We start from the raw sequence: 25,353 nt of genomic DNA, 5'->3' as shown, positions 1-25,353 counted from the left end.
ACCCTCGCCCGCCCCAGCATTCGGGAGGTACATTCATGTCCACGGCATGGTCGAGTTCGGGTCCCGCTCCCCAACGGGACGACGAACAGCGGCTGCGTGAGCTTGGCTATCAACCCGTACTGGCCCGCCGCATGGGCGGGTTCGGCAATTTCGCCATCAGTTTCTCGGTCATCTCCATTCTCTCCGGCTGCATGACGCTGTACGGCTTCGGGCTGGACACCGGAGGCCCCGCGGTCATGATGTGGGGCTGGGCCGGAGTGGGGCTCTTCGTCCTGTGCGTCGGGCTCGCCCTGGCGGAGGTGACCAGCGCCTATCCCACCTCGGGGGCGCTGTACTACATGGCCGACCGGCTGGGCGGACGGAGGTGGGGCTGGTACACCGGCTGGCTCAATCTGCTGGGGCTGCTCGGGGCCATCGCCGGAATCGACTACGGCGCCGCCCTGTTCACCGGGGCGCTCTTCAACCTCCAGTGGGGATTCGATCCCACACCGGAATCGACCATGGTCATCTTCGTCTGCATTCTGCTGCTGCACGCGGCGCTGAATCTGTTCGGGGTGCGGCTGGTCAGCGTCCTCAACTCGGTCAGTGTGTGGTGGCATCTGGCCGGTGTCGCCATCATCGTCGGCGCGCTGGCGATCGTGCCCTCCCACCACCAGTCGCCCGAGTTCGTCTTCACCGAATTCGTCAATGACACCGGCTGGTCGAATTCGCTGTACGTGGCCGCGATCGGACTGCTGCTCGCCCAGTACACCTTCTCCGGCTACGACGCCTCCGCGCATCTGTCCGAGGAGACCTCCAACGCCTCCGTCTTCGCCGCCCGGGGGATCGTCCGCGCCATCTGGGTGTCCTGGGTGGCCGGGTTCGTGCTGCTGGCCGGGCTCACCTTCGCCATCCAGGACTACGCCGGTACGCAGAAGAGCGCCACCGGAGTGCCCCCGGCGCAGATCCTGATCGACGCCCTGGGGACGAGCGGTGCCACCGCGATGCTGCTCATCGTCATCGTGGCGCAGCTGTTCTGCGGGAACGCCGAGGTGGCGGCGGCCAGCCGGATGGTGTTCGCCTTCAGCCGGGACGGCGCGCTGCCCGGCTCACGGCTGTGGCAGCGGGTCAACTCCCGCACCCAGACGCCGGTGCACGCGGTCTGGCTGTCGGTGGCGGTCGCGTGTGTGCTGGCCCTGCCGTCCCTGTACTCCGAGACGGCCTACGGCGCGGTGACCGCCATCAACGTCATCGGGATCACCCCCGCCTACGCCATCCCCATCTTCCTGCGGCTGCGCGCCGGGGACCGGTTCCAGCCGGGTCCGTGGCACCTGGGCCGCTGGAGCAAACCGGTGGGCTGGATCGCGGTGGTGTGGGTGGCCGTAGTGACGGTGCTGTTCTGTCTGCCGCAGTCCAGTCCGGTGACGGCCGACTCGATGAACTACGCCTCGATCGCCCTGGCCGTGGTGCTGCTGCTGGCCACGATCTGGTGGTTCGTGGCCCGCCGCTCGTACAACACGCCCTCCGCGTACGGCACGGCGCGCGAACAGGCGGAGATCGCCGAGGGCATCGTCTGAAGGTGTCTGTCCGGAACCGGGGTGCGGAGGGATTCCGTACCCCGGTGCCGCGCGATCGGACTCATCCGGAATGCCGCAGCGACGCGGCCGGGGGCCGCTCGCGGCCGGCGCCGTAGGCGAGGAAGTACGCGGGCCCCCGCTTCAGCCAGGGCGCCTTGGTGAGCACCTGGGTCAGCCGCAGCGGCTGCCCCGCGACGGCCGGTGAACGCCCCTGCAGCAGCGGCTCGATGACCTGTGCGTGGGCGATCCGCTGCAGTATCTGCGTCCCGGCGGCGGTCGGCCACCGGCGGTTCTGGATGGCGCGTACGTCGGCGAGGCCCACGGTGCCCTTCCGCAGCGGCCCGGCCAGATGGCGGGCGGCGGCGACCGCGTCCTCGACGGCAAGGTTGATGCCGATCCCGAACACGGGCGACATCGCGTGGGCCGCGTCCCCGATACACAGCAGTCCGGGGCGGTGCCAGCGGCGGAGCCGGTCCATCCGGACGTCCAGCAGCTTGACCTCGTCCCAGGACCGCGGGCGGGGTTCGCGGTCGGCCACGCCCTGCCGTATCCATGGCGTGGCCTCGGCGAACGAGGCGAGGAACTGGTCGAGGGGCTGGGCGCGCCAGGCGTCGTCGGCCCCCTTGGGGATCAGGGCGGCGCACTGCCAGTAGTCCCCGCGGTCGATCATGGCCGTGAGATAGCGTTCGCCGGCGTTGCCCACCAGCCCCTGCGGGTCGCGCTCCTCGCGTGGCAGCCGGAACCACCAGACGTCCATCGGGCAGGGGAACTCCCGCAGTCCCAGCTCGGGCAGGACGCGGGCGAGCGACCCCCGGCCGTCGCAGGCCACGGTGAGGGTGGCGCGCAGCTCTCCGGTGGAGCCGGCGACGCGGTCGCGGTAGCGCACTCCGGTGACCCGTCCGCGCTCCATGAGGAAGGAGGTCACCTCGGTGTTCATCCGCAACTGGAAGGTGGGCTCCCGCTTGGCCTCGTCCGCCAGCAGATCGAGCAGATCCCACTGCGGCACCATCGCGACGTAGTTGTACTTCCCCGGCAGCGAGCTGATGTCGCCGACCGTGAACAGATCGCCGTCCCGTCCGATGGGCAGCTGGACGGAGTGCACATGCCGCTGCGGCAGGGCCGCGAACCGCTCGGCGAGGCCCAGATCGTCCAGGAGCCGCAGCGTGCTCGGATGGACCGTGTCGCCGCGGAAGTCGCGCAGGAAGTCCCCGTGCTTCTCCAGGACGGTGACCTCCACCCCGGCCCGGGCCAGCAGCAGTCCGAGGACCATCCCGGCGGGCCCGCCGCCCACCACACAGCATGTGGTCCGCTCCATCTCACGGCTCCCTTCGACGTCCCCGAGGCCATGGGCACCCTCTCAGGAGGGCTTACCCCGTGGCGGCACGCCACACCGGCGCCGCGCGTGCGCCCGATCACGATCGGCTTGAATCCTCCCGGGCCCGCGTCCGTATCCCCGCGTGATGGTGTGGGGCGCATAAGGAGGTCTGTATGGCAGCCGAACCCGATCCGGACCGACCAGCCGGGCGCGAGGTGCTCGAGCCGACCGCGATCTTCCGTGCGACGCCGGAGTACGACGACGACTCGGAGCGGCCGGTCGAGGGGTGGATGGAGGAGCTCGACCTCTTCCGGCCGCCGGGCACCGAACTTCCGCCCGAGGCACCGCCCATGGCGGACGCGGACACCCAGGAGATGACCGGCGGCCCGGCCGCGGCCGACGCCTGGCCGGTTCAGGACGCACCGGCCGAGCCGCGCCGTCCGGCCGAGCCGCCCGCCCCGGCCGGGCGGCGCTACCCCAAGGCCGCCCTGCTGGTGCTGGCCGGACTCGGCGCGGGGGTCGCCCTCTCGCTGGTGGTGATGGTGCCGCGGGACTCGGCGTCCGGTGCGGCCGAGGGCGGCGCGTCGGCCACGCCGACGGCGCCCGCGACCTCCGCCGCGCCCGGGACGCCGAGCGCGCCCGCCTCGCAGCCGCCGGACGACGCGTTACCGCCGCCGGGCGATCCGGGCGATGTGCTGACCCTCGGGTCCACCGGCCCGGAGGTGACCGAGCTCCAGAAGCGTCTGCTGCGGATTCCGAACGTGTATCAGGACGGGCCGGTCAACGGGCAGTACGACCAGAGCCTCGCCCAGGCGGTCTCCCGGTTCCAGGTGTGGTACGGGATCCGGGGCGATGCGAACGGGGTGTACGGGTCCGCCACGCGGCAGCAGTTGGAGTCGCGCACCTGACCATTCCGCCGTCGGCCGGGGGACCGTCGGCCTGGCTCGTCAGACGGCGCCGAAGACCTGGGTCCAGTACGTGCCCGCGCGACTGCCGGTGGCGTGGCCGACGCCGATATGGGTGAAGTCGGGCTTCAGGATGTTGGCGCGATGGCCCGGGCTGTTCATCCAGCCGCGTACCACCTCCGCCGGGGAGCGCTGGCCGCATGCGATGTTCTCGCCGATGCCACGGTGCGTGGCCCCGGCGGTCCGCGCCCGGTCCCAGGGCTGATGTCCCTCGGGGCCGGTGTGGGAGTAGAAGTCGCGGGCCACCATGTCGTCGCTGTGCGCCTGTGCGGCGGCCGTGAGCCGCGGGTCCGGGGCGAGCGGTGCCAGCCGGGCGGCGGCACGCTCCGCGTTGGTGAGGGCGATGACCTCGGAGGCCAGGCGCAGCAGTCCGTCCGGGGTGAACGGCCGGGCCCATACCGCCGTCCAGTAGACGTCCCCGGTGGTGGGGCCGTCGGCCCGGCCGATCCCCAGGTGGACGACGTCCGGATCGTGGAACGGGCCCCGGCGCTCATCGCCTTCGAGGCAGTAGTCCACGAACTCCCGCGGGGTGCGCGGCCCGGAGACGATGTGCTCGGCGATGGTCAGCGGGGTGTATCCATGCGCGGCGATCCGGTGGAAGAGCGATATGCCGTCCGGGGTCTCCAGCGCCAGCGCGCCGTGGGCGGCCATGGCCCGGGCGTGCGCCTCGGCGGCAGCGGTCAGCCGTCCGTCGAGGGCCACGGGGGCGGCTCCGGCCCGTGCCCGCGCCGCGTTCACCACCTCCAGGGCCTGCCGTGAGGCCCCGTCGGCGGGCGGCTCAGCGGTAGGCACGGGAGGCGCGGCCCGGGCGGAAGGCGCGGTCCCGGCCCGAGTGGTCGGCGGGGGCATGGGCCGGGTGGTCGGGGCGGGCGGGGGCGGGGCTCCGCCGTCGTCGGCGACGTCGACGCCGAAGTCCCGCGCCACACCGGCCAGTCCGTCGGCGTAGCCCTGGCCGATCGCCCGCACCTTCCATCCGCCGCCGCGGCGGTAGATCTCGGCGAGCAGCAGCACCGTCTCCGCCGAGGGACGCGGCGGGGCGAACCGGGCCAGTGGCGCTCCCCGTTCGTCCAGGACGCTCAGCACGGGCGCCGGCAGCCGCCCGAGCGGGGTGCCCGGGTCGGCGGGACTGATGACGAGGGTGACCCGAGCGGCGCCGGGCCGCAGCCCCCGGGGCCGCAGGGTGACGGTGTCGCCGTCCAGCCAAGCGCCGGGCGCGGTGGGCTGGTTGAAGAAGACGAAGTCGCCGTCACCCGCGACCTTGCCGTCCTCGCCGGTGATCAGCGCGGACAGGTCGAACGGGCCCGGCACCCGGATGGTGAGCGCGCCGTCGGGCAGCGCCTGGTTGCCGCCGGGCACCAACTCGCCCATGTCCGCTCCTCACCGCCGCGTTCATGGAGGCAACGCGTCATGAAGGCAACGGCCGGGCGCGCCCGGCGGTTCCGACGGTGTGCTCCCGGCCGTTGCGGCGGTGGGGCCGGTCGTCAGACCGGCACCGCGACGTACTTGTACTCCAGGAACTCGTCGATGCCGACGCGGCCGCCCTCACGTCCGAGCCCGGACTGTTTGACGCCGCCGAAGGGGGCCGCGGGGTTGGAGACCAGACCGGTGTTGAGGCCGACCATGCCGACCTCGAGCCGCTCGCTCACCCGCAGCGAACGGCTCAGGTCCTGGGTGAACACATAGCCCACCAGGCCCCATTCGGTGCTGTTGGCGGTGGCGACGACCTCGTCCTCGTCGTCGAAGGTGAGGACGGCCGCGACCGGTCCGAAGATCTCGGTCCCCATCAGCCGGCTGGCCGGGGAGACGCCGGTGAGCACCGTGGGCGGATAGAAGCAGCCGGGGCCCTCGGGGGTGCTGCCGCCGACCAGGACCTCGGCGCCGCGTGCCACGGCGTCCGCGACCAGTTCCTCGACCTTGGTACGGCCGGCCCGGTCGATGAGCGGCCCGACGTCGACACCGGGCCGGCTGCCGGGGCCGACCTCCAGCGCGCCCATGCGGCGGGCGAGCCGGTCGGCGAACTCGGCCGCGACGGAGGAGTGGACGAAGAACCGGTTGGCCGCCGTGCACGCCTCGCCCATGTTGCGCATCTTGGCGGTCATGGCGCCCTCGACCGCGACGTCCAGGTCGGCGTCCTCGAAGACGATGAAGGGGGCGTTGCCGCCGAGCTCCATGGAGGTGCGGACCACCGCGGGCGCGCACTGGGCGAGCAGGGTGCGGCCGACCTGGGTGGAGCCGGTGAAGGAGAGCTTGCGGATGTGCCCGCCGGTCAGCAGCGGCTCCACGACCTCGCCCGCGCGGGAGGTGGTGACCACGTTGAGCACCCCGGCCGGAAGCCCCGCCTCCGCCAGGATGCCGGCGAGCGCCAGGCTGGACAGCGGGGTCTGCGGGGCGGGCTTGAGCACCATGGTGCAGCCCGCGGCGATGGCCGGGCCGATCTTGCGGGTGCCCATGGCCAGCGGGAAGTTCCACGGCGTGACGAGCAGACAGGGGCCGACCGGGCGGCGCATCAGCAGCATGCGGTTCCTGCCGTCCGGCAGCGTGGAGAACCCGCCCTCGATGCGCACGGCCTCTTCCGAGAACCAGCGGAAGAACTCCGCGGCGTAAGCCGCCTCACCCCGCGCCTCGGCCAGCGGCTTGCCCATCTCGGCGGTCATCAGCGCGGCGAGCGCGTCGGCCCGCTCCATGATCAGCTCATAGGCGCGGCGCAGGATCTCGCTGCGCGCGCGGGGCGCGGTGGCCGCCCACTTCTCCTGGGCGTCCTCGGCGGCGGCCAGGGCGCGCTGCCCGTCGGCGGGGGCGGCGTCGGCGACCTCGCACAGCACCTCACCGGTGGCCGGGTCGTCGACCGGCATGGTCCGACCGCCGGCCGCGTCGGACCACGATCCGGCGATGTAGAGCTGCTTGGGCACCGCCGCGAGGACCTCGGCGGCCGAGGGGTACGAGGGGGTGGACATAGGGGCAATCTCCTTCGTGACCGCCGCCGGTCCGAGGGGTTCGGACCGGCGGGCGGATCGGGCTCCCGTTGGGCGATATGCGGTGCGCGTCAGGAGTCCGCTGTTCCGGCGCTGACGGCGGCGGACCAGGCGCGCAGACCCTCGTCGATCGCCGCTTCGTCGACGACGAGGGCGGGGATCATCCGGACCACATGGTTCCAGGCCCCGCACAGGAGCAGCAACAGTCCCTCGTCCACGGCGGCGCGCTGCACCCGGGCCGCGGTCGCCGGGTCAGGTTCCCCGTCCTCGGTGACGAATTCGCTGGCCAGCATGAGGCCGAGGCCGCGCACATCGCCGATGGCCGGGGTCTTGGCGGCCACGTCCTCCAGACCGCTGCGCAGCCGCGCCCCCATGGCCTCGGCGTTGGCCACCAGGTTCTCCTCGCGGACCACGTCGAGGGTGGCGGCGGCGGCCGCGCAGGCCACGGCGTTGGCGCCGTAGGTGCCGCCCTGGGAGCCGGGCCATGCCTTGCTCATCAGCTCCTCGGAGGCGGCGATGCCGGACAGCGGGAAGCCGCTGGCCAGTCCCTTGGCGGTGACCAGGATGTCGGGGCGGATGCCGAAGTGGTCATGGCCCCAGAACCGTCCGGTGCGGCCCACCCCGGTCTGCACCTCGTCCAGGATCAGCAGGAAGCCATGGCGGTCGGCCCGCTCCCGCAGGCCCTGCAGGAAGCCCTCGGTGGCGGGTACGTAGCCGCCCTCGCCGAGCACCGGTTCGACGATGACCGCGGCGGTGTCGTCGGGCGGGGAGATGGTCTGCAGGACGTAGTCCAGCTCCCGCAGGGCGAACCGGGTCGCGGTCTCCTCGTCCCAGCCGTACCGGTAGGCCGTGGGGAACGGCGTCACCACGACGCCGCTCATCAGGGGCGAGAAGCCGGAGCGGAAACGGGTTCCGGAGGTGGTCATGGAGGCGGCGGCCACGGTGCGGCCGTGGAATCCGCCGTGGCAGACCAGAACGTTGGGCCGGCCGGTGGCCTGGCGGGCGAGGCGCAGGGCCGACTCCACGGCCTCGCTGCCGGAGTTGGAGAAGAACAGACTGTCGAGGCCCGTGGGGAGCACCTCGCCCAGCTTCTCGACCAGCCGCCGCAGCGGTGGGTGCATGACGGTCGTGTACTGGCCGTGGATGAGCGTGCCCACCTGCTCCTGCGCGGCGGCGACGACCCGCGGATGGCAGTGTCCGGTGCTGGTGACGCCGATGCCCGCGGTGAAGTCGAGGTATCGCCGCCCGTCCTCGCCGTCGATGTAGGCGCCCTCTCCTCGGACGGCGACCACCGGAGTGGCTTGACGGAGCTGCGGCGACAGATTGGTCATGTTCTCTCCCACACGCACAGGTCGGCGATGCGCTCGGACACTTCGAGGGTGAGGGGGCGAACCCGGTCAGGACAATGATCACTGTGTCGCGGGGTGGTGATCGGTATGGACGATCTGTCAACGACCTCCCACACAGCTCTTGTCAAGATGCCGGGCGGGGTGATGGTTGCGCTCGGCGCGCGGGCTTGCCAGAGTGAGCGGCATGAACGGCTCCGGCGGCACCGCGTACGACGCCGCCGGACGGCCGCCGTCCCGCCCCGCCGGGCCCCCGCGGGTCCCGGGGCGCTCCCCCCTCAGCCTTGCCGACGTGCTGCGGCTTCCGGTGCTGGCCGCCGGGGTGCCGGAGGTGGTGTCCGGCCATGGGCAGCTGTCCCGGCCGGTCCGCTGGGTGCATGTCACCGAACTGCTCGACCCGGCGTCCTTCCTCAAGGGCGGGGAGCTGGTGCTGACCACCGGGATGCCGCTGCCCGAGGACCCGGCGCTGGTCCGCCGGTATGTCGACGAGCTCGCGGACATCGGCGCCGCCGGGCTGGTCATCGAGCTGGTGCGGCGCTACCACCGGCCGCCGTCGGAGCTGGTGCGGGCCTGTCTGGCGCGGGACTTCCCGCTCGTCCTGCTCTCCCGGACCGTGAACTTCGTGGAGGTCACCCAGGTTCTCCACTCCCTGATCGTCGGCAGTCAGGTGGAGAGCCTGCGCCGGGCCCAGGACGTCCATGACACCTTCACCGCGCTGACCCTGCGGGGCGCCGGGCCCGAGGAGGTGGTGGACATGGCGGCCGAGATGAGCGGGCATCCCGTGGTGCTGGAGAACCTGGTGCACCAGGCCGTGATCTGCGGTTCGCCGGGGCGCGGCGTGGAGGGGGCGCTGACCGGCTGGGAGCGGCGCTCGCGCGCCACGCCCTCGCCCGACCGGACCGGGCTGAGCGGTCCGGAGGACTGGCTGGTGACCGCGGTGGAGTACCGGGGCGAGCGGTGGGGGCGGCTGCTGATGCTCCCGGACGGGGCCGGGCACTCGGCGGTCGGTCCCGAGGACGCGATGGTCCTGGAGCGCACCGCCACGGCCCTGACCATCGCCCGGCTCACCCATCACACCCGCTGGGAGCGGCGGGCCCAGCGCACGCTGCTGCTGGACCTGGTCGAGCAGCGCTGCCGTTCGATGGGGGAGGCCCGGGCCAGGGCCGAGGCGCTGGGCGTGCCGGTCGCGGGCCGCCGGCTGATGGTGGCGCTGGTCAGCCCCGGCCCCGGCGCCGGGGAGACGACCGAGCTGGAGGACCGGCTGACGGACGAGCTGGGGGCGGCCGGGGCCGCCGTGCTGGTCGGCGCGGTGCCCGGTGACCACATAGGGGTTCTGCTGGCCCTGCCCGCCGCCACGCCCTGGCGGCCGCTGGTGGAGCGGCTGAGCCGGTCGGTGCGGGAGTCCCGTCCGGAGGCCGTGATCAGCGTCGGCTCGGAGGTGTCGGAGCTGTCACAGACCGCCCGGTCGTTCCAGCAGGCGGCGCGGGTCGCGGACGCCGCCGTTCCGGGGACGTCGGACAAGGCGTTCCACGAGCTGTCCGACATCGGGCTGCGGCAGTTGCTGTACGCGCTGCGCGGCGATGTGCGGCTCCAGGAGTTCGTGGAGCGGCAGTTGGGACGGCTGGTGGACTACGACGAGCGGCACGGCACCGATCTGCTGCCGGTGCTGCACACCTTTCTGGACGCGGCGGGCAACAAGACGGTGGCCGCCAAGCGCGCGAACCTGTCCCGCCAGGCGTTCTACCAGCGGCTGCACTCGATAGAGCGGGTGCTCGGCTGCGATCTGGAGTCGGGTGAGCAGCGCACCCAACTCCATGTGGCGCTCACCGCCTTCCGTCTGTTGCGGCTGTCCCGGGGCCCGGCCCAGTCCTGACATGGCGACGCGCCACGGCCGGCCCGGATCCGGGCCGGCCGTGGCGCGTCTGTCGGCACCCGCGGGGCGCGCGTCATTTGACGAAGTCGTCGACGACCTTTGGCGGCCAGCAGCCGACGTTGAGGACGCCGATGGAGTAGGCGCGGGAGACGAGGGCGGCCCGGTTGGGCACCCGCAGCTTTCGCAGCAGCCGTGTCACGTGGTACTCGACACCCTGCCGGCTGAGGTAGAGCCGGGAGGCCAGGGGGATCGTGGAGAGCCCGGCAGCGATGCCCTCCAGAATGCGCGCCTCGGTCTCGGTGAGGAGCTTCTTACGGTCGGTGACCATGTCCACCTCCTCGCCACCCGCCGTGGGCCGCAGGACCACCAGGATCGAGGCCACATGGGCGGAGCCCTCGCGCACGGCGACCGCCGTGAGCCCGCTGGTGAAGGCGGCCCCCTCGGCCCCGATGGCCACCACATGGGTGGTGAACCGGTGACGGGAGCCGTCGAGGAGCCGGGTGAACTGCCGCTTCACCGCCTGCCGCACACTGGGGTGCAGAAGGTCACAGAAGTCACGGCCGCACACGTCCGTGGAGGCGTCGTCGAACTGCCGGAAGAACTCCCGGTTCGCCTGCTGGACGGTGAGCGACGGGTCAAGACAGACGACACAGGCCCCTGGCTGGTCGAACTGGCGCAATAGATCCGTGTACTCGGTCTGCTCGTGTCCAAGCTCGTGGGGGGTTGGCCGAGCCGAATCGGTCAGTAAAGGCAATGCCAAGGGACTGCCATCCCTTCCTAATTCTCAGAATTCGGAATCGAATACCGAATATTCAATTCCAAATGTTCATTTCAGAATTGAGACTAGGGATCTACGAGCACGGAAGTCAACGTCAACAGGGGTGTCGCCCCCCAATCCCGTGGTGGGGTGGTCCGAAGGTTCGGTCCGCACCCCACCCCTTCGGTGGGCCGGTACGGTCGGTTCACGAATCCTCGTCAAACACCCGCCAATTATCGCCGTTAACGCTACGTTCACGAATCCATGCGAGGCAGCAGCTCGATGAGCTCGCGGCGTCCGGAGACGCCCAGTTTGCGATAGGAACTCGTCAGATGCTTCTCGACGGCGCGGGAGCTCACCCCCAGCTCGGCGGCGGCCTCCTGGTTGGTGAGGCCGCGTCCCACGAGGGAGGCCACGGTGCGCTCGGTACGGGTGAGGGCCGCCTCCGGCGGGGCGGCCGACCCACCGCTGCCGTCCGCGGCGCGGATCCGCTCGACCAGCCATGGGACCCCGCACGCCGCGGCCAGCGCCCCGGCCTCCTGGAGTACCGCCGCCGCCTCGCCGCCCGGTCTCAGCTGCCGGCCCAGCAGCAGGAGCGTGCGGGCGAGTTCCAGTTCATCGGCCGAGGCGCGCAGCACATCGACCGATTCACGCAGCAGCCGCACCCCCTGGTCACCGCCGAGCAGCCGGGCCTTCACCCGCAGCGCGCGGCCCAGCGCCACCGGGGCGCCCCACTCCTTCGCCCGCAGCAGCTCCTCCTCGGCCAGCGCCCCGGCCGCGCCGGGGTCGCCGACACGCCGGTGAAGTTCGGCCGCCCAGGGCCGCCAGGCGAAGAGCACAGGGTTGCGCCAGCCCGACGCCTCCAACTGCCGGCCGCAGGCCAGGAGGGTTTCCAGGGCGCTGGTCCAGCGTCCGTTCCCGGCGTCCTGCGCCGCCTTGGCGAACTGCAGCGTCGCGGTCAGCGCCAGGCTCGGGGAGCGGCGCCGCCCGGGCCCGTCCAGAATCCGCTCGATCAGTACGGGGTCCTGAAGGTCCAGGGCGACGCGGGTGAGGGCGAGGGTGGAGACGACCCCGGCCTCCTGCCAGTGCACCTCGGCCAGCCGCACGGCCCGCTCGGCGTACTCACGCGCCTGGGAGACGCGCCCCCGGGCGCTGAGCACCATGGCCTGCTGGACGTTGACGAGCGCGTCGGCGACCGTGCCGCCCTGCCGCCGCGTCTGCTGTTCCATCGCGAGCCAGGAGCTGATCCCCCGTACCGAATCGGCGGCGACCAGCCCGATCACCACCAGCGGCAGCGGGGTGTGGACCTGTTCGGAGGTGGCCGGTTCGCGCTCCAGGATGCGGTTCGCCAGCCGGGAGACCTCGGCCGCGGGCCATCGGGCGGTGAGCACCGCCGAGTTGAGCAGCACCGCCGTCAGCTCACGCTCGGCCGCGGTGATCAGCGCCGGCTCCTCCCCCAGCGCGGACAGCCGCTCCACCGCGGCGGCCAGCTCCGCCGGATCCTCGTGCCCGGCGTGCCGCAGCCGCGCCTCGAGCCGCAGCGCCACATCGCGCGCCGTGCCCTCCAGCGCGGTCGCGGGCCCCAGGTCCTCGGCGACCTGGTGCAGCAGATCGATGGCCGACGGGGGGCCCAGGCCCACGATGGTCGGCGAGATCCGCAGGGCAGCGGCGGCCCGGAGCCTGGGCGTGGTCAGCAGGGGTATCGCCTGGGAGATATGGCGTTCGCAGGCGGCCGGGTCGAAGCCGCGCTCCGCGGTGGCCAGATCGATCAGCAGCCGGGCCCGGCCCTCCCCCACCAGCGAGCCGTCCAGGAGGGCGCGGCGCAGATAGCGGGCGGCGGTACGCGGCGCTCCGCGGCGCAGCGCGGTGTCCGCCGCGGCCCGCAGCACCTCCACCGCCCAGGGATGGCCCGAGTTGGTGACGGCCATGAGCTGGGCGGCGACCAGTTCGGCGGGGCGTCCATTGTGGTACAGCAGGGCCGCCGCGGCGTCGTGCAGCCGCTCCCGTTCCGCCACGGTCATCGAGGACTCGACCGCGTCCTGCACCACCCGGTGGAGGAAGCGCGGCTCCTGCTCGGCGGCGAGCAGCCCCACCTCGTGGAGGTCGCGCAGCGTGGCCAGGAAGCCGATCGGGTCCAGCCCGGCCAGCCGGGCCAGCAGGTCCGGTTCCGCCTGGCCGCCGAGGACCGCGATGGCCGCGGCCAGGTCCCGCGCCGGCCGCGGCTGGGCGCGCAGGGAGCCGGCCAGCCGCTCGCGCAGCAGGGCGGGGCGCAGCGAGCGGACCGCCGCGACCTGCTCGGCGGTGGGCCGCAGGCCGCTCATGGCCAGGTCCGCCAGCACCGACTTCAGGTACAGCGGGTTGCCCGCGGAGGTCTCATGGCAGGCGCGGGCGAACTCCTCGTCCCCCGGCACGCCGAACTGCTCGTGGATCACTTCCTTGGTGGCGCCCAGCGACAGCGGCGCGGGGCGCAGCTCCCGCCGCGCCGCGTCGACGACCTCCCGCAGCAGAGGGTCCCCGGGGCGCCGGTAGCCGTCCCGCAGCGCGCAGACGACCACGGCGCGCAGCCCGTGCAACCGCTTGACGAGGAAGGCGAGCCAGCGCAGCGACGGGGCGTCGACCCACTGCAGGTCGTCCACCAGGATGAGCAGCGGGCTGTCGGCGCTGACCGCTGCCAGCGCCGAGCGCAGGCCGTACAGCGCCTCCTCGGGCATCGTGAGAGTTCCGCCGTCGTCGAGCAGCGGGGCGTCGTCGGAGAAGACCGTCCGGTAGAGGTCGCCCTCTCCCCCCAGCCGGCACTCGTGGAGTTCCTCCGGGACACCGGTCAGCAGGCTGTCGAAGAGCTGGCGGACCACGCCGAGGGCGAAGTCCTGCTCCACCGGCGCGGCGTTGGCGCGCAGGACGTGGATCTCCTCGCCCTCGGCGAGCATCGGCAGCTGCTGCAGCAGCGCGGTCCGGCCGATGCCCATGGGGCCGGTGAGCAACACCAGCGACGAGTCGCCCGCCGCCCCGGCCCACAGGGCCTCCGCGACCTGGGCCAGTTCGGCCTCCCGTTCAAGCAACATCCGTTCCGCCTCCCTCTGCCGCCCGCAGCAACGCGATCAGCTCTGCTCGGCCGCTGATCCCCAGCTTCCGGTACGCGCCGCTGAGCCTCAGCTCCACGGTGCGTCTGGTGACAGAGAGGGTTTCCGCTATCTCCCGGTTGCCATGACCGAGTCCGACAAGGGCCGCGGTGCGCTGTTCGGGTTCGGTCAGGCTCGCCCACGCCGGGTGCGGGACGCGTCCGCGAACGGCGGACGGCCCAGCCCGCTCGGACAGCGCGCGCACCCGTGCGACCAGCCGGCTGGAGGACCGGTGGGCGATGACGAAGGTGAACAGCTCGGCCACCAGGGGGGCGGCGGCCTGCGGGTCCCCCGCTTCGATCTCGGCCGTGGCCAGCTCCATCAGGGACCCCGCGTAGGCGAGCCGGGCCGGGGTGTCGCGCAGGGTGGCCACCGCCTCGCGGAGACGGTCGACCTGCCCTTCGCGGGCCACCCGTCCGGCGCCGAGCTGAGCCCAGCCGATCGTGTTGGGGGCGCCCCACAGCCGGGCCAGCGCGAGCTCCTCCTCGGTGAGCCGCCGTGCCTCCTCGTGGTCGCCGAGGGCGTCGTGGACCCGGGCGGCCATCGAACGCCATGGCATCAGGGCGGGGTTGATCCGTCCGCGGCCCAGCTCCCACCTGCCGGTGGAGCGGAACAGCTCCAGCGCCTCGGGCAGCCGGTCGTCCTTGACGGCCACCAGCGCCCTGGCGAAGAGCAGATAGCCCCAGGAGCCGCCCTCCCGCGACTCGGCGGGCGCGGACGCGCCCGCGAGCGCACTGGCCTGGCCGACGTCGCCGTTCTCCAGGGCGACGAGGATCCGGATAGCCATCAGATACGGGACGGTGTAGCGATGCCAGAGGGAGCGCGGCAGTGACCGCTCCGCGGCGGCCACGTCCCGTTCGGCCATGTCGAGCCGGCCGCGCCGCAGGTTCAGCTCGCCGCGCACGGCCATGGCCTGGGCGGCGGCCGCGCGGGCGTGCCGCCTGCGCAGATCGGTGTTGAGCACGTCCAGCCGGACCTCGGCCTCGTCCAGGTCGTCGGTCAGCAGCAGGGTGCGGGCGGCGGTGAGCCGGGGCAGGATCAGGGCCCCCGCGGCGCCGTCCACGGTGAAGACCCGCTGGGCCAGCGTCCGGGCGGTGGGCAGGTCCTCGCCGCGCAGCGCCAGCCGCCAGGCGAGCGCCGCGGCCTGCACCGGGCAGGTGGGCTCGGCGGGCAGCGGGGGGATGCCGTCCGGAACCAGATCGGTGTCCTCCTGCCCGACGGACTCGGTGAGCCAGAACAGCCCGGCCAGGGCCCCTCGCTCCTCGCCGTCGGTGAAGGGCAGCACGTCGGCGATCGCGCGGCGCAGCGCCTTGTCGTCGCCGCGGGAGAGCCCCAGGTCGGCGGCGCGTACCCGGATCCGGCCGGGCCCGCCGTCGCCGGTGCGGATGATCTCCGCCAGCCGGCGGCCCGCGGCCTCGGGGACGGCCAGCACTTCGATGGCGGCCAGTTCCAGGCCCAACTGGGCGCGCGGCGCCGGGTCCAGCGGTTCCTCCAGCGCCCGCGACAGGCAGGCGATCGCCTGGGCGGTCCGGCCCCCACGCAGTGCGGCGGCGCAGGTGCGGCGCAGTACGGGGATCACCCAGGGCTCGTCGACCGGGCGGGCGGCGAGCAGCAGCCGGGCGATGTCCTCGTCGGGTACGGCCGCCCGGTAGGCCAACTCGGCGGCGCGGGCGTGCAGTTCGGCCCGCTCGTCGCCGGGCATCTCGGCGAGGATCCAGCTCCGCGCCTCGGGCCGGCTCAGCCGGAGCCCGGTCTCGGTGGCGGTGGCGAGCCCGCTTTCCTGGAGTGCCTCGGGCAGTCCGGGCTCGCTCGCGGCGCGGGGGTCCGCGAGCGCGTACAGCAGGGACAGATCCAGCAGATCGCCGCAGACGGCGAGGGCGCGGACGACGGCGACGGCCGTGTCGGACAGCGCTCCGAGTGCGCGGACGGCGTGTTCACCGCTGACGGCCTCGGCGATCGTGGACAGTTCCGGCACCCGCCCTGCCACCGGTGCGTATCCGCGTCTGATGAAGCGCCTCAGCACCTCGGACAGCACCTCGGGGTTGCCCGCGCTCGCCTCCAGGGCGGCCGCGGTGAAGGCGGGCTCGCCGGGGCGGTCGCAGATCAGCGCGACCGTGGCGGCCACATCGCGCGGAGCGAGCGGGGCCAGCTCGACTTCGAGGGTGATCACCTGCTGCGGCGCGGTGGAAAGGGGGCAGGCGCCCGGGCGGAGCCGGCAGGTGCCGCTCACCAGCAGGGCGATCCGGGCGTCGGGCAGGCGCCGGATGAGCGCCCCGAACCAGCGCTGCGAGGCCGGGTCCAGCCATTCCACATCGTCGACCACCAGCAGCGTGGGCTGTCCACGCGCGGTCCGTAGCAACTCGGTCAAGCCCGGTAAGCGGCTCTCGGGTCCCCGTCCGGTCAGGGCCTTCAGCGAGCCGTCGGTGAGTCCGTCCATCGGGGCCAGTAACTGTGCCACCACGCCGTAGCGCACCTCGCGTTCGCCCGGCGTCGCCTGGGCGCGCAGAACGCGGTAGCCCTGGTCCTCGGCCAGCCGGGCGGCGAGGTTCAGCAGGCGGCTCTGTCCGTAGCCGGGCCTGCCGATCAGCGTCACCACCGAGGAACGGCCTCTGCCGAGATCGGCGACGGTCTGGGCAAGCATGGCCTGCTCTCGTTCACGGCCGGGGAACGGGAGCCCGTTGAGCTGCATGGTGTGACTATATGCCTGGGGCGGGGAGCGGACGTGGTACCCGGCCCCGCGTGCGCGTCAGCGTCGGCCGCGTGAGGCGAAGACCCACGCCGGTGCCTGTGGGTCGGGAAGGCTCGGGGTGTTCAGCACCGAGGCCAGCTCACCGCGCTGACTCACACTCAGCTTCCGGTAGACGCTGGTGAGATGGGTCTCGACGGTGCGTACGGTGACGAACAGCGACTCGGCGATCTCACGGTTGCCCGCCCCGCGCGAGGCCATTTGGGCCACTTTGCGTTCGGTGCCGGTGAGCAGGTCGACCGGTGAGGCGGTGATCTCACGCATCCGGCCGCCCGCGGCGACCAGCCGGCTACGGGCGTCCTTGGCGAGCGCGAGCGCGCCGCAGCCCTGGGCGAGGTCGACGGCCGAGCGCAGCCGCTCCCGGGCGTCGCGCGGCCGCCCGATGTCCAGCAGCGCCCCGCCGAGCAGGAACTCGGCCCGAGCGTACTCGGCGCGGGCCGGCGACCCGGAGAGGTGCTCGACCGCCTCGGTGAGATGCGCGATGCCCTCCTCGCCGGGGGTGGTCACCCCGCGGGCGAGGGCGGCGAGCCCGAAAGCGCGCGGAGTGCTCCAGCGGCGGGCCAGCTCGGCACCGTGCTCGACCAGGTCCCGCGCCTCGTCCGCCCGCTTCTCCGCCGCGAGCACACACGCCGCCTCGGTCCACCAGGGCAGGAACGCCGGGTTGGCGAAACCGGAATCCTCCAGGGAGGCGCCGCAGTCGAGCAGCAGCCGCAGCGCGGTGGCGCCGTCGCCGAGCGCCCAGCGGGCCCGGGCGCGGGCCATGAGATACCAGTGGTACTCCATGACGAACCCGTCCAGGTTCGGCCGGGTGACGGCGGCCAGCAGCTCCTCGGCCCGCTCCGGTTCGCCCCGGTCGATCAGGATCGTCGCCAGCGCGGTCTGGGGCATGGTCACATTGCCGCTCCAGCGCTCCCCGCCGATGATCTCGACGGCGGTCTGGGCGTCGGCGAGCGCGTCGGGGATCGCGCCGAAGCCGTGCAGCAGCATGGCGCGGTAGGACAGGGTGATCACATACGACCACACCGCGGCGTTGTCCTGGCCCTGGCGCAGCGCGTGGTCCAGCGCCTCCATCGCCCCCTCGACCTCGTCGGCCAGGCCCAGGGTGAACGCGGAGAAGAGCAGCGACCAGTTGTCGAGCCGGTCCGAGGAGCTCAGCGCGCGGTGGGCCTGTTCCACGGTCCGCCGCACCGAGCGGCCCTCCATCGCGGACAGGACCGTCATCATGGCGAGCATCTGCCGCTGGGCGGGGGTGTCCCCGGAGGGTTCGGGGATCCGCGCGAAGCGCTCCCGGACCGTATGGATCGTGGCCTTCTCGTCCGATCCGCTGATCAGCAGCGCCGATTGGACGAGGGTGAGCAGCTCACGGTCGCGCGGATCGGGGTCGGGCCCCAGCTCGGCCTCGAGCTCGTCGAGCACCTCGCTGAGTACCCGGACGGCGGTCGGTGACTGCTGGACGGTGAGGCAGGTGAGGCCGAACTGCACGGCGATGGGCGCCTTGGTACGGACGTCGGTGGCCAGGGTGAGCGCACGCCTGAGCAGGCGGATGGCCTCGGCGGGATTGATCTCCGCGAGCGCCTTGGCGAGGGGGACATGGGCCGACAGGCTGTCCGGCTCCGCTTCCAGGACGCGGTAGAGATAGCGGGCGGCGGCCTCCGGGGCGCCTCGGTGCTCGGCCTGGACGGCGGCCTCCCGGAGCACCCAGCCCATCCACGGCTGGGGAGTGCCGGGCACCAGCAGCACCTGGTTGGCGACCTCCTCGGCGGGCCGTCCGGCATCGCTCAGCAGCAGGGCCGCCCGGGCGCGCAGCTCGGCCAGCGGCTCCTCCCCGGCGGCCTCCAGCACCGCGGAGCGCACCACGTCATGGGCCAGGTCCGCCCGGTCCGGCGCCATCACCTCGGCCCCGCGCAGCAGCTCCACGGCCTCCGCGACACGGGCCGCGGGCACCCCGGCCAGCGCGCCGATGTGCTCCACGTCCTCCTCCCCGAGCACCGCGATGGCGGTGGCCACCTCCCGGACCCAGTCGGGCCGGGCGTCGAAGAGGGCGCGCACGGAGAGGGCGACCACGTACTGCCCGACCTCGGCGATCTCGCGCAGGCCGGTCTCGTCGGGTGAGACGCCCTTGGCCCGCAGCTCGCGCAGCAGCCGGGTGACGGTCAGCGGATTGCCGCCGCAGACGGCGGCGGCGCGCCCGGCGAAGGAGTGCGCGACGGGGGCAGCGAAGACCTGGCGGGCCATTTCGGCCACTTCGGTGTCGGTCAGCGGGTCGAGGCGGATCACCGAGGAGCGGGGATGGGCGAAGATGTCCGCCAGGGTCGCGGGGGCGACCGGCTCCTCCTCGGTGCGCTGGGCGAGCACCACCAGCAGCGGCAGCTCGTCGGCCCGGCGCAGCAGGAAGTCGATCCAGCGCAGGGACCGCTCGTCGCACCAGTGCACATCGTCCAGGACCAGCACGAGCGGGCCCTGGGTCATCAGGTTGGCCGCAAGCCAGTACAGGCCGTGCAGCACCGGGTAGACGGAGGCGGCCGTGGGCGGCCCCTCCTCGCCCGGGTGGGGGCTGAGCGCGGGAAGAGCGCGGCGGGCGCTCCCGCGCAGCAGCGGGGAGTCCTGGGCGTCCTCGGCCGAGAGCCCGAGTCCCCCGAAGAGAGCACGCACTCCGCTGTAGCCGGCGCCGGCCACCACCTGACCGCAGGTGCCGTGCAGAACGGTCATCTTCCGGCAGACGTCGCTGTCGAGGAAGGCGCGCAGCAGACTGGTCTTGCCGATTCCGGCCGGGCCCGACAGGACCACCAGACCGGAACGGTTGTTGTGGGCGGCCTCCGCGTGGGCGGTCAGCGCCGCGAGTTCGGCAGCGCGCCCGACAAGCGCGCCGGGTAAACCGGAATCGATTTTCCGGTCCACCACGCAGCCTCCTAGAGCCACAAAACGCGAACAATCTTCCGGAAAAGTTTGCAACTGACGCGATCAGGAGGCTACACGACCGCTGTGACGACGATCAATATCGATCAGTGAGGCCCGGAGACGGAAGGCGTGGTGAGGGCGATCACCATTCCGTCCCCGGGCCCTTCGGTATCACTGTGTGGGTACGAGGCATGAAGTCGTCTATGGCATCTCCTTTCGTCGGCTCACGTTCACGGGGTCATGCGCGCTTCTTCCAAAGCGGCTTCCAGCGCGACGGCAGGTGGATGGAGCTCGAACCAGACGACCTTGCCCGCCGCCGTGCAGGTGGAGCCCCAGCAGCGGGAGAGCAGGTCCAGCAGATGGAGCCCGCGGCCGCCTTCGTCATCGCCGCATGTGCGGCGCACCCGGGGCTGCCCGGGGTGCTCGTCCGCCACCTCGCACCGGAAGGCGCGGTCGACGGAGCACAGGGAGAGCGTCAGGCGGATCGGTCCGCCCGCGTGCCGCAGGGCATTGGTCACCAGCTCGCTGACGAGCAGCTCGGCATCGTCGGAGAAGTCCGGCAGCGCCCATACCTCGAGCTGGGCAATGGCCAGCCGCCGGGCCCTGGGCACCGACGAGGGCTCGGAGGGCAGCAGCCACGACGTCCCGCCACTGGTGGCGGGAGGCCGGGCGGCCTCGGGCCGGCGCTCGGTACTCACCGGGGCGCCGTGCGAGATGGTGAGAGTGGTCGCGTTCATGTCGACTGGTCGGGGCTGGTCCGGGGGGCGGGGATGGCACGCCCGTCGGGAAGGAGTTCACCCGTGTCCGCGAAGATCACCACTCCGTTGCAGAGCAGGCTCCACCCCTGCTCGGGGTGGGTGGCCACCAGACGCGCCGAATCATGATCCGATGCGTCGGCCGACGGACAGGGAGGTTGATGGAGGCACATGGTCCGAACCTTCGATCTTCCGCCATGGACCGGCGGAACTCGTTTCCGAGGTCACCATGGTGGGTCGGCGCGGCAATGCGCGACGAGGGGAGATCTCCCCGCATCGGTACCCGAACCCGCCCCCGGCCCCCGGGGAGGTCACGGGTGGCCGACCCCCGCTCACCCTCGGTGAAACACCGCCCCGGCAGGCAGACCGCCCGCCCGAAGTGCGTGCGGTGGCTCGCGGCCCGGGCATAGCCTGGAAGCAGGGCCTCGGGTCCGTGCGGGCATCAGCCCGTCCACCCGAGCCCGGTGCGAGGCATCGATGGGTGCGGTGGCGATGAGCACCCCGACCGGACGGCAGACAGTCAGGCTGCCGGCCGAGGTGACGAGTTTTGTGGGACGTCGGCATGAGGCGGCCGAGGTCAAGGAGATGCTGTCCGCGTCCCGCCTGGTCACCCTCACCGGCGTCGGCGGAGTGGGCAAGACCCGGCTGGCGCTGCGGGTGGCGGACGAGGCGCGCCGGGCCTTCCCCGACGGCGTCTGGCTGGCCGAACTCGCCGCCTTGGACAACCCCGCGATGCTCGCCCAGGGCGTCACCGAAGCACTGGAGATACGGGACCACTCCCCCCGCCCGGCGCTTGACGTCCTCGTCGACCATCTGCGGGACCGGCAGGCGCTGATCGTCCTCGACAACTGCGAACACCTCCTGGAGGAGTGCGCCCGGCTCGCCGACCGGCTGCTGCGCGCGGCGCCCCGGCTGAGGCTGCTGGCCACCAGCCGTCAGGCGCTGGGCACGGCCGGTGAGCAGAGCCTGGCCGTCCCCACCCTCGGGCTGCCGGACCTCGAAGGGCCACGGCCCACCCTCGCCACCCTCGCGCGGTGCGACGCGATACAGCTGTTCACCGAGCGGGCGGCGGCCATCGTGCCCGGATTCCAGCTCACCGAGGACAACCGCGACGCCATCGAGCTGATCTGCCGCCGGCTCGACGGCATCCCGCTGGGCATCGAGATCGCGGTCGTACGCCTGCGCGCCCTGTCCGTCCAGCAGCTGCTGGACCGGCTCGACGACCGGTTCCGGCTGCTGACCACCGGCTCCCGGACGGTCCTCCCCCGCCATCAGACGCTGCGGGCGCTGATCGACTGGAGCTATGAGCTGTGCACCGAGCGGGAGCGGCTGCTGTGGGCCCGGGTCTCGGTGTTCGCCGGAAGCCTGGACCTGGACGCGGCCGAGGCGGTCTGCTCGGACGAGGGCATCGACCGCGAGGAGATCCTGGACCTGGTGACCGAGCTGGTGGACAAGTCGGTGCTGCTCAGAGAGGAGTACCGGACGGCGGTGCGCTACCGGATGCTGGACACACTGCGCGGTTACGGCCGTGAGCGGCTGGCCGCCGCCGGGGAGGAGGCCGTACGGCTGGAGCGGCATCGCGACTACTACCGCGGGCTCGCCGCGGACGCGCGGGCGGCGCTCTTCGGACCGGCCCAGGTGCAGTGGTTCGCCCGGCTCCAGCTGGAGCACGCCAATCTGCGCACCGCCCTGGAGGGCTGTCTGACCGAGCCCGGGCAGACCGGCCGCGGTCTGGAGATGGCGGCCGATCTGCTCTACCACTGGATCACCAGCTACTACCTCGGCGAGGGCCGCCGCTGGCTGGACCAGGCCCTGGCGCTGTGCACCGAACCGACCGGGGCACGGGCGCGGGCCCTGTGGACCGACAGCTGGCTGGCCGTCATCCAGTCGGACACCGACGCCGCCGCGGCCATGCTCGAGGAGAGCCGGTCCATCGGAACCCGGCTGGGCCTGGACCCGGTACTCGCCTACACCGCGCTCTACTCCGGCATGGTCGCCATGTACCGGGGCGAGACCCGATCCGCGATCGCGCTCTACGAGGAGGCCGTGACCCGCCATCGCGCGACCGGCGATCCGGTGGGACTGGCCCTGGCGCTCATCCGGCTCTCGCTCGCCCACTCCTTCATCGGCGACTCACCACGCGCGATCGCCCTGGGCGAGGAGTCGCTGGCGGTGTGCGACGCGTACGGGGAGGGCTGGCACCGGGCCTACACGATGATGGCGCTCGGCATGGACGTATGGCGCCAGGGCGACACCGCCAGGGCGGCCGCCCTGGAGAAGGACAGCCTCACGTTCAACCGCTCGCTGGACGATCCGCTGGGCGTCGCGGTCAATCTGGAGGTGCTGGCCTGGATCGCGGCCACCGACCGGGACCACACGCGAGCGGCCGGGCTGCTGGGCGCCCTGCGGACCATCTGGCACGCCATCGGCGCCCCGCACTCCGGCTACGGGCATCTCGTCCACTACCACGAGGAGTGTGAAGCCACGGTGCGGCGGGCCCTGGGCAAAGCGGCCTTCAACGCGGCGTTCAAACGGGGCGCCCGGCTGTCCTACGCCGAGGCGCTGGTGTACGCGCTCGAGGACGAACTGCCCAGCGAGGAGACGGCGGTGGGCGGGCGGCCGTCGCCGCTGACACCCCGGGAGTCCGAAATCGCGCAACTGGTCGCGCAGGGGCTCAGCAACAAGGAGATCGCCTCGTCCCTGGTCATCGCCCAGCGCACGGCCGAGGGCCATATTGAGCACATTTTGAGCAAGCTGGGTTTCACCTCGCGTGCGCAGGTGGCGGTCTGGGTAGCGGAACAGCACCGCACCGCGGAGGCCGATGGCGAACACCCGCCGGAGGATACGGTCTGAGCCCACACCGGCATTCTCAAGGGGCAAGAGGCGGAATTCTATTCGATACGGGCGCACATGTCCCTGAAGTTTTCACAAGCCCCACGAAAATCCTCGCCCGGCCCGGCTTCGAGGGATCATGCGTCAGGCTCGAGGGACGAGCCGCAACGGCCGTGTCAGCGCGTCGACGCGACCCATGCGACCGAGGAGGTCCCGCCGTGACTGTTGCCGCAGTCGGCAATACCGGTGATGCCATGGAACTTTTCCGTGGCACCGCCCACAGCCCGTCGTTCTTCGCGCTCAACCGCGCCGGGGTCACGGGTGGCGGACAGGAGCTCGTGGACTTCTGCATCCCCTGCAATCCCTACTTCCCCACCCCCGCGATGTTCGCCGTGATGGCGGTCAGGCTGCAGGACATCCTCACCTACTACCCGAGCTCCGCCGAGACCATCACCGCCGAACTGGCCGATGTGCTCGGGCTGCAGCCGCAGACCATGGCGATGGGCAATGGCTCGACCGAGCTCATCACCTGGATCGACCACCTGCTGGTGAAGGAAAGCCTGGCGGTGCCGATTCCCACCTTCGGCCGCTGGACCGACCAGCCGATGGAGACCGGCAAACGGGTCGACCTGTTCCAGCTTCCGGAAATGAGCGGATTCGCACTCGACCCGAACGCCTTCGTCAACTTCGTACGCTCCCGGGGCTCTCGGGTCGCCGTGATCTGCAACCCCAACAACCCCGACGGCGGGCTGGTGTCCCGCCAGGCCCTCATCGGCATCATGGACGCCCTGGCCGACCTCGACCTGATCGTGATCGACGAGTCCTTCCTGGAGTTCGCGGACGCCGAGGCGTATCCGAGCGTCGTCGACGAGGCCATCCTGCGCCCGAATGTGATCGTGTTGCGCAGCCTCGGCAAGAACTTCGGACTGCACGGTGTGCGCTTCGGCTATCTGGTCGCCAATCCCTCGCTCGCCGTGCAGATCCGCTCCCGGCTGCCGAAGTGGAACCTCAACTCCTTCGCCGAGGTCATCGTCTTCATGCTGAAGCGGTACCGGCAGGAGTACGTGGACAGCCTGCGCATGCTCAGCCGCGACCGGCAGCAGATGACCAGCCAGTTGGCCGGGCTGCCCGGGATGACGGTCTACCCCTCCCAGGGCAACTTCGTCTTCGTCAAGCTGCCGGCCGGAACGGACGGCGGCTGGGTCCGGGACCAACTGCTGTCCCAGCACGGTGTGCTGGTGCGCGAATGCGGCAACAAGCTGGGCAGCAGCAGCCAGTTCATGCGGCTGGTGGTGCGCTCCCAGCCCGATGTGCAGCGACTGCTGACCGGGCTGAGCACGGTGCTGTACGGGACGTCCTTCTACGCCCCGCAGGTGAGCTGGGAGCAGCAGCCTTCGGTGTCTTCGGGGTACTCGGGATCGTCGGGGTCCTGGGGATCCGCCGCGCAAGCGCCGTCGCTGGACTACTCCTACCAGCAGCCGCCCCAGCTACCCGCGGCGCCCATGGCACAGGAGCCTCAGCCGATGTACTCCGCGGCCGCCCTTCCGGCCCCGCAGGGCGTCTCCGGCGATCCGTACGGGCAGGCGTCCTTCGCGGGCGCCTCGACGGGGTACGCCCAGCAGCAGCCGCTCGCGGAGCTGTCGCCCGCGTATGTCGCCACTCCCCCGGCCCAGACGCCCCTGTACCAGGCCCCGGCGGCGCTGCCGCAGCCCCAGATGGCCCAGCCCCAGATGGCCCAGGCCGCGCAGCCGCTGATCCCGCAGCAGGCACCGGCGCAGCAGTTCCAGGCCCCGCAGTTACAACCGGCCCAGAGCCAGGCGCCGCAGGGCCAGGCGCCGTTCATGCAGATGGCGCCACAGCCGCAGAGCGCGCAGTACCAGGGCGCCCAGGCGCAGACCGGCCAGATCCCGATGGTCCAGGTCCAGGGCGCCCAGGGGCAGGGGGCGGCGCCCGCGTACAACTTGTTCCGGCCCGAGGAGACGACGGTCGACCAGATCCCGGTCTACGGTCAGCGCGACGCCGGTGTGCCCGAGCCGTTGCCGGTGGAGCGGACGCAGGCCATGACCTACGACCCCGCCGTTCTGAAGGCCGCGGCCGCGGCCCCGGTGGTGCCCCTCAGCGAGCAGGAGGACGACCCGACCGGGCAGACTCCGACGCTGCAGCGCTATCCGCGCCCCGCGGCGTATCTCCAGGACGACTCGATGTCATGACCGGGCCGA

General features: G+C 72.4%; 15 protein-coding genes. 5 read left to right on the top strand and 10 right to left on the bottom strand.

Going from position 1 to position 25,353, the window contains the following annotated elements:
* The first annotated feature begins 35 nt into the window (after window positions 1-35).
* The gene (locus J5X86_RS30515; protein ID WP_208519920.1) at window positions 36-1,556 is read left to right on the top strand and encodes an amino acid permease; all 1,521 of its coding nucleotides are present in this window, start codon (window positions 36-38) and stop codon (window positions 1,554-1,556) included.
* Window positions 1,557-1,617: 61 nt separating this feature from the next.
* On the opposite strand, the gene J5X86_RS30510 is transcribed toward J5X86_RS30515, so the two are convergent.
* Complete coding sequence (locus tag J5X86_RS30510; RefSeq protein WP_208519919.1) at window positions 1,618-2,871, bottom strand: FAD-dependent oxidoreductase; 1,254 nt, start codon at window positions 2,869-2,871, stop codon at window positions 1,618-1,620.
* A gap of 173 nt (window positions 2,872-3,044) precedes the next feature.
* Here J5X86_RS30510 and J5X86_RS30505 point away from each other — a divergent pair, with 173 nt between their 5' ends.
* Complete coding sequence (locus J5X86_RS30505) at window positions 3,045-3,779, top strand: peptidoglycan-binding protein (RefSeq protein ID WP_243981839.1); 735 nt, start codon at window positions 3,045-3,047, stop codon at window positions 3,777-3,779.
* Between the two features lie 39 nt (window positions 3,780-3,818).
* Here the strand turns inward: J5X86_RS30505 and J5X86_RS30500 are convergent, their stop codons facing one another.
* From J5X86_RS30500 to J5X86_RS30490, 3 genes are all read right to left on the bottom strand, one after another.
* Window positions 3,819-5,204 (bottom strand): CAP domain-containing protein, encoded by a 1,386-nt coding sequence (locus tag J5X86_RS30500; RefSeq protein WP_208519918.1) that lies wholly within the window; start codon window positions 5,202-5,204, stop codon window positions 3,819-3,821.
* Window positions 5,205-5,317: 113 nt separating this feature from the next.
* On the bottom strand, window positions 5,318-6,790 hold the full coding sequence (locus J5X86_RS30495; protein WP_208519917.1) for an NAD-dependent succinate-semialdehyde dehydrogenase: 1,473 nt from the start codon (window positions 6,788-6,790) through the stop codon (window positions 5,318-5,320).
* Window positions 6,791-6,879: 89 nt separating this feature from the next.
* Window positions 6,880-8,139 carry an aspartate aminotransferase family protein gene (locus J5X86_RS30490; protein WP_208519916.1) on the bottom strand — a complete coding sequence of 420 codons (1,260 nt, stop codon included), beginning with the start codon at window positions 8,137-8,139 and terminating at the stop codon, window positions 6,880-6,882.
* Window positions 8,140-8,341: 202 nt separating this feature from the next.
* Between J5X86_RS30490 and J5X86_RS30485 the strand changes: the two genes are divergently transcribed.
* On the top strand, window positions 8,342-10,027 hold the full coding sequence (locus J5X86_RS30485) for a PucR family transcriptional regulator (protein WP_208519915.1): 1,686 nt from the start codon (window positions 8,342-8,344) through the stop codon (window positions 10,025-10,027).
* Between the two features lie 73 nt (window positions 10,028-10,100).
* On the opposite strand, the gene J5X86_RS30480 is transcribed toward J5X86_RS30485, so the two are convergent.
* From J5X86_RS30480 to J5X86_RS30455, 6 genes are all read right to left on the bottom strand, one after another.
* The gene (locus tag J5X86_RS30480; protein ID WP_050993686.1) at window positions 10,101-10,706 is read right to left on the bottom strand and encodes a LuxR C-terminal-related transcriptional regulator; all 606 of its coding nucleotides are present in this window, start codon (window positions 10,704-10,706) and stop codon (window positions 10,101-10,103) included.
* Between the two features lie 332 nt (window positions 10,707-11,038).
* Window positions 11,039-13,846, bottom strand: a complete 2,808-nt coding sequence (locus J5X86_RS30475) for an AAA family ATPase (RefSeq protein ID WP_208519914.1) — start codon at window positions 13,844-13,846, stop codon at window positions 11,039-11,041.
* Window positions 13,836-16,592: an AAA family ATPase gene (locus J5X86_RS30470; protein WP_208519913.1), complete on the bottom strand. Its 2,757-nt coding sequence runs from the start codon at window positions 16,590-16,592 to the stop codon at window positions 13,836-13,838. The genes J5X86_RS30475 and J5X86_RS30470 overlap by 11 nt, the downstream gene beginning before the upstream one ends.
* A 57-nt stretch (window positions 16,593-16,649) precedes the next feature.
* A complete protein-coding gene (locus tag J5X86_RS30465) occupies window positions 16,650-19,550 on the bottom strand; it encodes an AAA family ATPase (RefSeq protein ID WP_208519912.1) in 2,901 nt (966 codons plus the stop codon).
* A gap of 227 nt (window positions 19,551-19,777) precedes the next feature.
* Window positions 19,778-20,284: an ATP-binding protein gene (locus J5X86_RS30460; protein WP_208519911.1), complete on the bottom strand. Its 507-nt coding sequence runs from the start codon at window positions 20,282-20,284 to the stop codon at window positions 19,778-19,780.
* Window positions 20,281-20,475, bottom strand: coding sequence for a DUF5999 family protein (locus tag J5X86_RS30455; protein WP_208519910.1), 195 nt, complete (start codon window positions 20,473-20,475; stop codon window positions 20,281-20,283). Before J5X86_RS30455 ends, J5X86_RS30460 begins: the two co-directional genes overlap by 4 nt.
* Before the next feature lie 319 nt (window positions 20,476-20,794).
* Between J5X86_RS30455 and J5X86_RS30450 the strand changes: the two genes are divergently transcribed.
* A complete protein-coding gene (locus J5X86_RS30450) occupies window positions 20,795-23,155 on the top strand; it encodes a LuxR C-terminal-related transcriptional regulator (protein ID WP_243981835.1) in 2,361 nt (786 codons plus the stop codon).
* Between the two features lie 197 nt (window positions 23,156-23,352).
* On the top strand, window positions 23,353-25,344 hold the full coding sequence (locus tag J5X86_RS30445) for a histidinol-phosphate transaminase (protein ID WP_374229305.1): 1,992 nt from the start codon (window positions 23,353-23,355) through the stop codon (window positions 25,342-25,344).
* The last annotated feature ends 9 nt before the right edge of the window (window positions 25,345-25,353 follow it).

This window comes from Streptomyces sp. NEAU-YJ-81 (assembly GCF_017592595.1).
GTDB classification, from domain to species: Bacteria; Actinomycetota; Actinomycetes; order Streptomycetales; family Streptomycetaceae; genus Streptomyces; species Streptomyces hygroscopicus_B.
Note: the sequence above shows the minus strand (reverse complement) of the source record. Positions and strands in the feature narration are given on the sequence as shown.

What these genes read in the sequence shown, in the direction of transcription:
- J5X86_RS30455 (WP_208519910.1), bottom strand. Translation starts at nt 20,475, where the DNA reads ATGTGCCTCCATCAACCTCCCTGTCCGTCGGCCGACGCATCGGATCAT.
- J5X86_RS30450 (WP_243981835.1), top strand. Translation starts at nt 20,795, where the DNA reads ATGAGCACCCCGACCGGACGGCAGACAGTCAGGCTGCCGGCCGAGGTG.
- J5X86_RS30460 (WP_208519911.1), bottom strand. Translation starts at nt 20,284, where the DNA reads ATGAACGCGACCACTCTCACCATCTCGCACGGCGCCCCGGTGAGTACC.
- J5X86_RS30505 (WP_243981839.1), top strand. Translation starts at nt 3,045, where the DNA reads ATGGCAGCCGAACCCGATCCGGACCGACCAGCCGGGCGCGAGGTGCTC.
- J5X86_RS30515 (WP_208519920.1), top strand. Translation starts at nt 36, where the DNA reads ATGTCCACGGCATGGTCGAGTTCGGGTCCCGCTCCCCAACGGGACGAC.
- J5X86_RS30470 (WP_208519913.1), bottom strand. Translation starts at nt 16,592, where the DNA reads ATGCAGCTCAACGGGCTCCCGTTCCCCGGCCGTGAACGAGAGCAGGCC.
- J5X86_RS30475 (WP_208519914.1), bottom strand. Translation starts at nt 13,846, where the DNA reads ATGTTGCTTGAACGGGAGGCCGAACTGGCCCAGGTCGCGGAGGCCCTG.
- J5X86_RS30510 (WP_208519919.1), bottom strand. Translation starts at nt 2,871, where the DNA reads ATGGAGCGGACCACATGCTGTGTGGTGGGCGGCGGGCCCGCCGGGATG.
- J5X86_RS30490 (WP_208519916.1), bottom strand. Translation starts at nt 8,139, where the DNA reads ATGACCAATCTGTCGCCGCAGCTCCGTCAAGCCACTCCGGTGGTCGCC.
- J5X86_RS30485 (WP_208519915.1), top strand. Translation starts at nt 8,342, where the DNA reads ATGAACGGCTCCGGCGGCACCGCGTACGACGCCGCCGGACGGCCGCCG.
- J5X86_RS30495 (WP_208519917.1), bottom strand. Translation starts at nt 6,790, where the DNA reads ATGTCCACCCCCTCGTACCCCTCGGCCGCCGAGGTCCTCGCGGCGGTG.
- J5X86_RS30500 (WP_208519918.1), bottom strand. Translation starts at nt 5,204, where the DNA reads ATGGGCGAGTTGGTGCCCGGCGGCAACCAGGCGCTGCCCGACGGCGCG.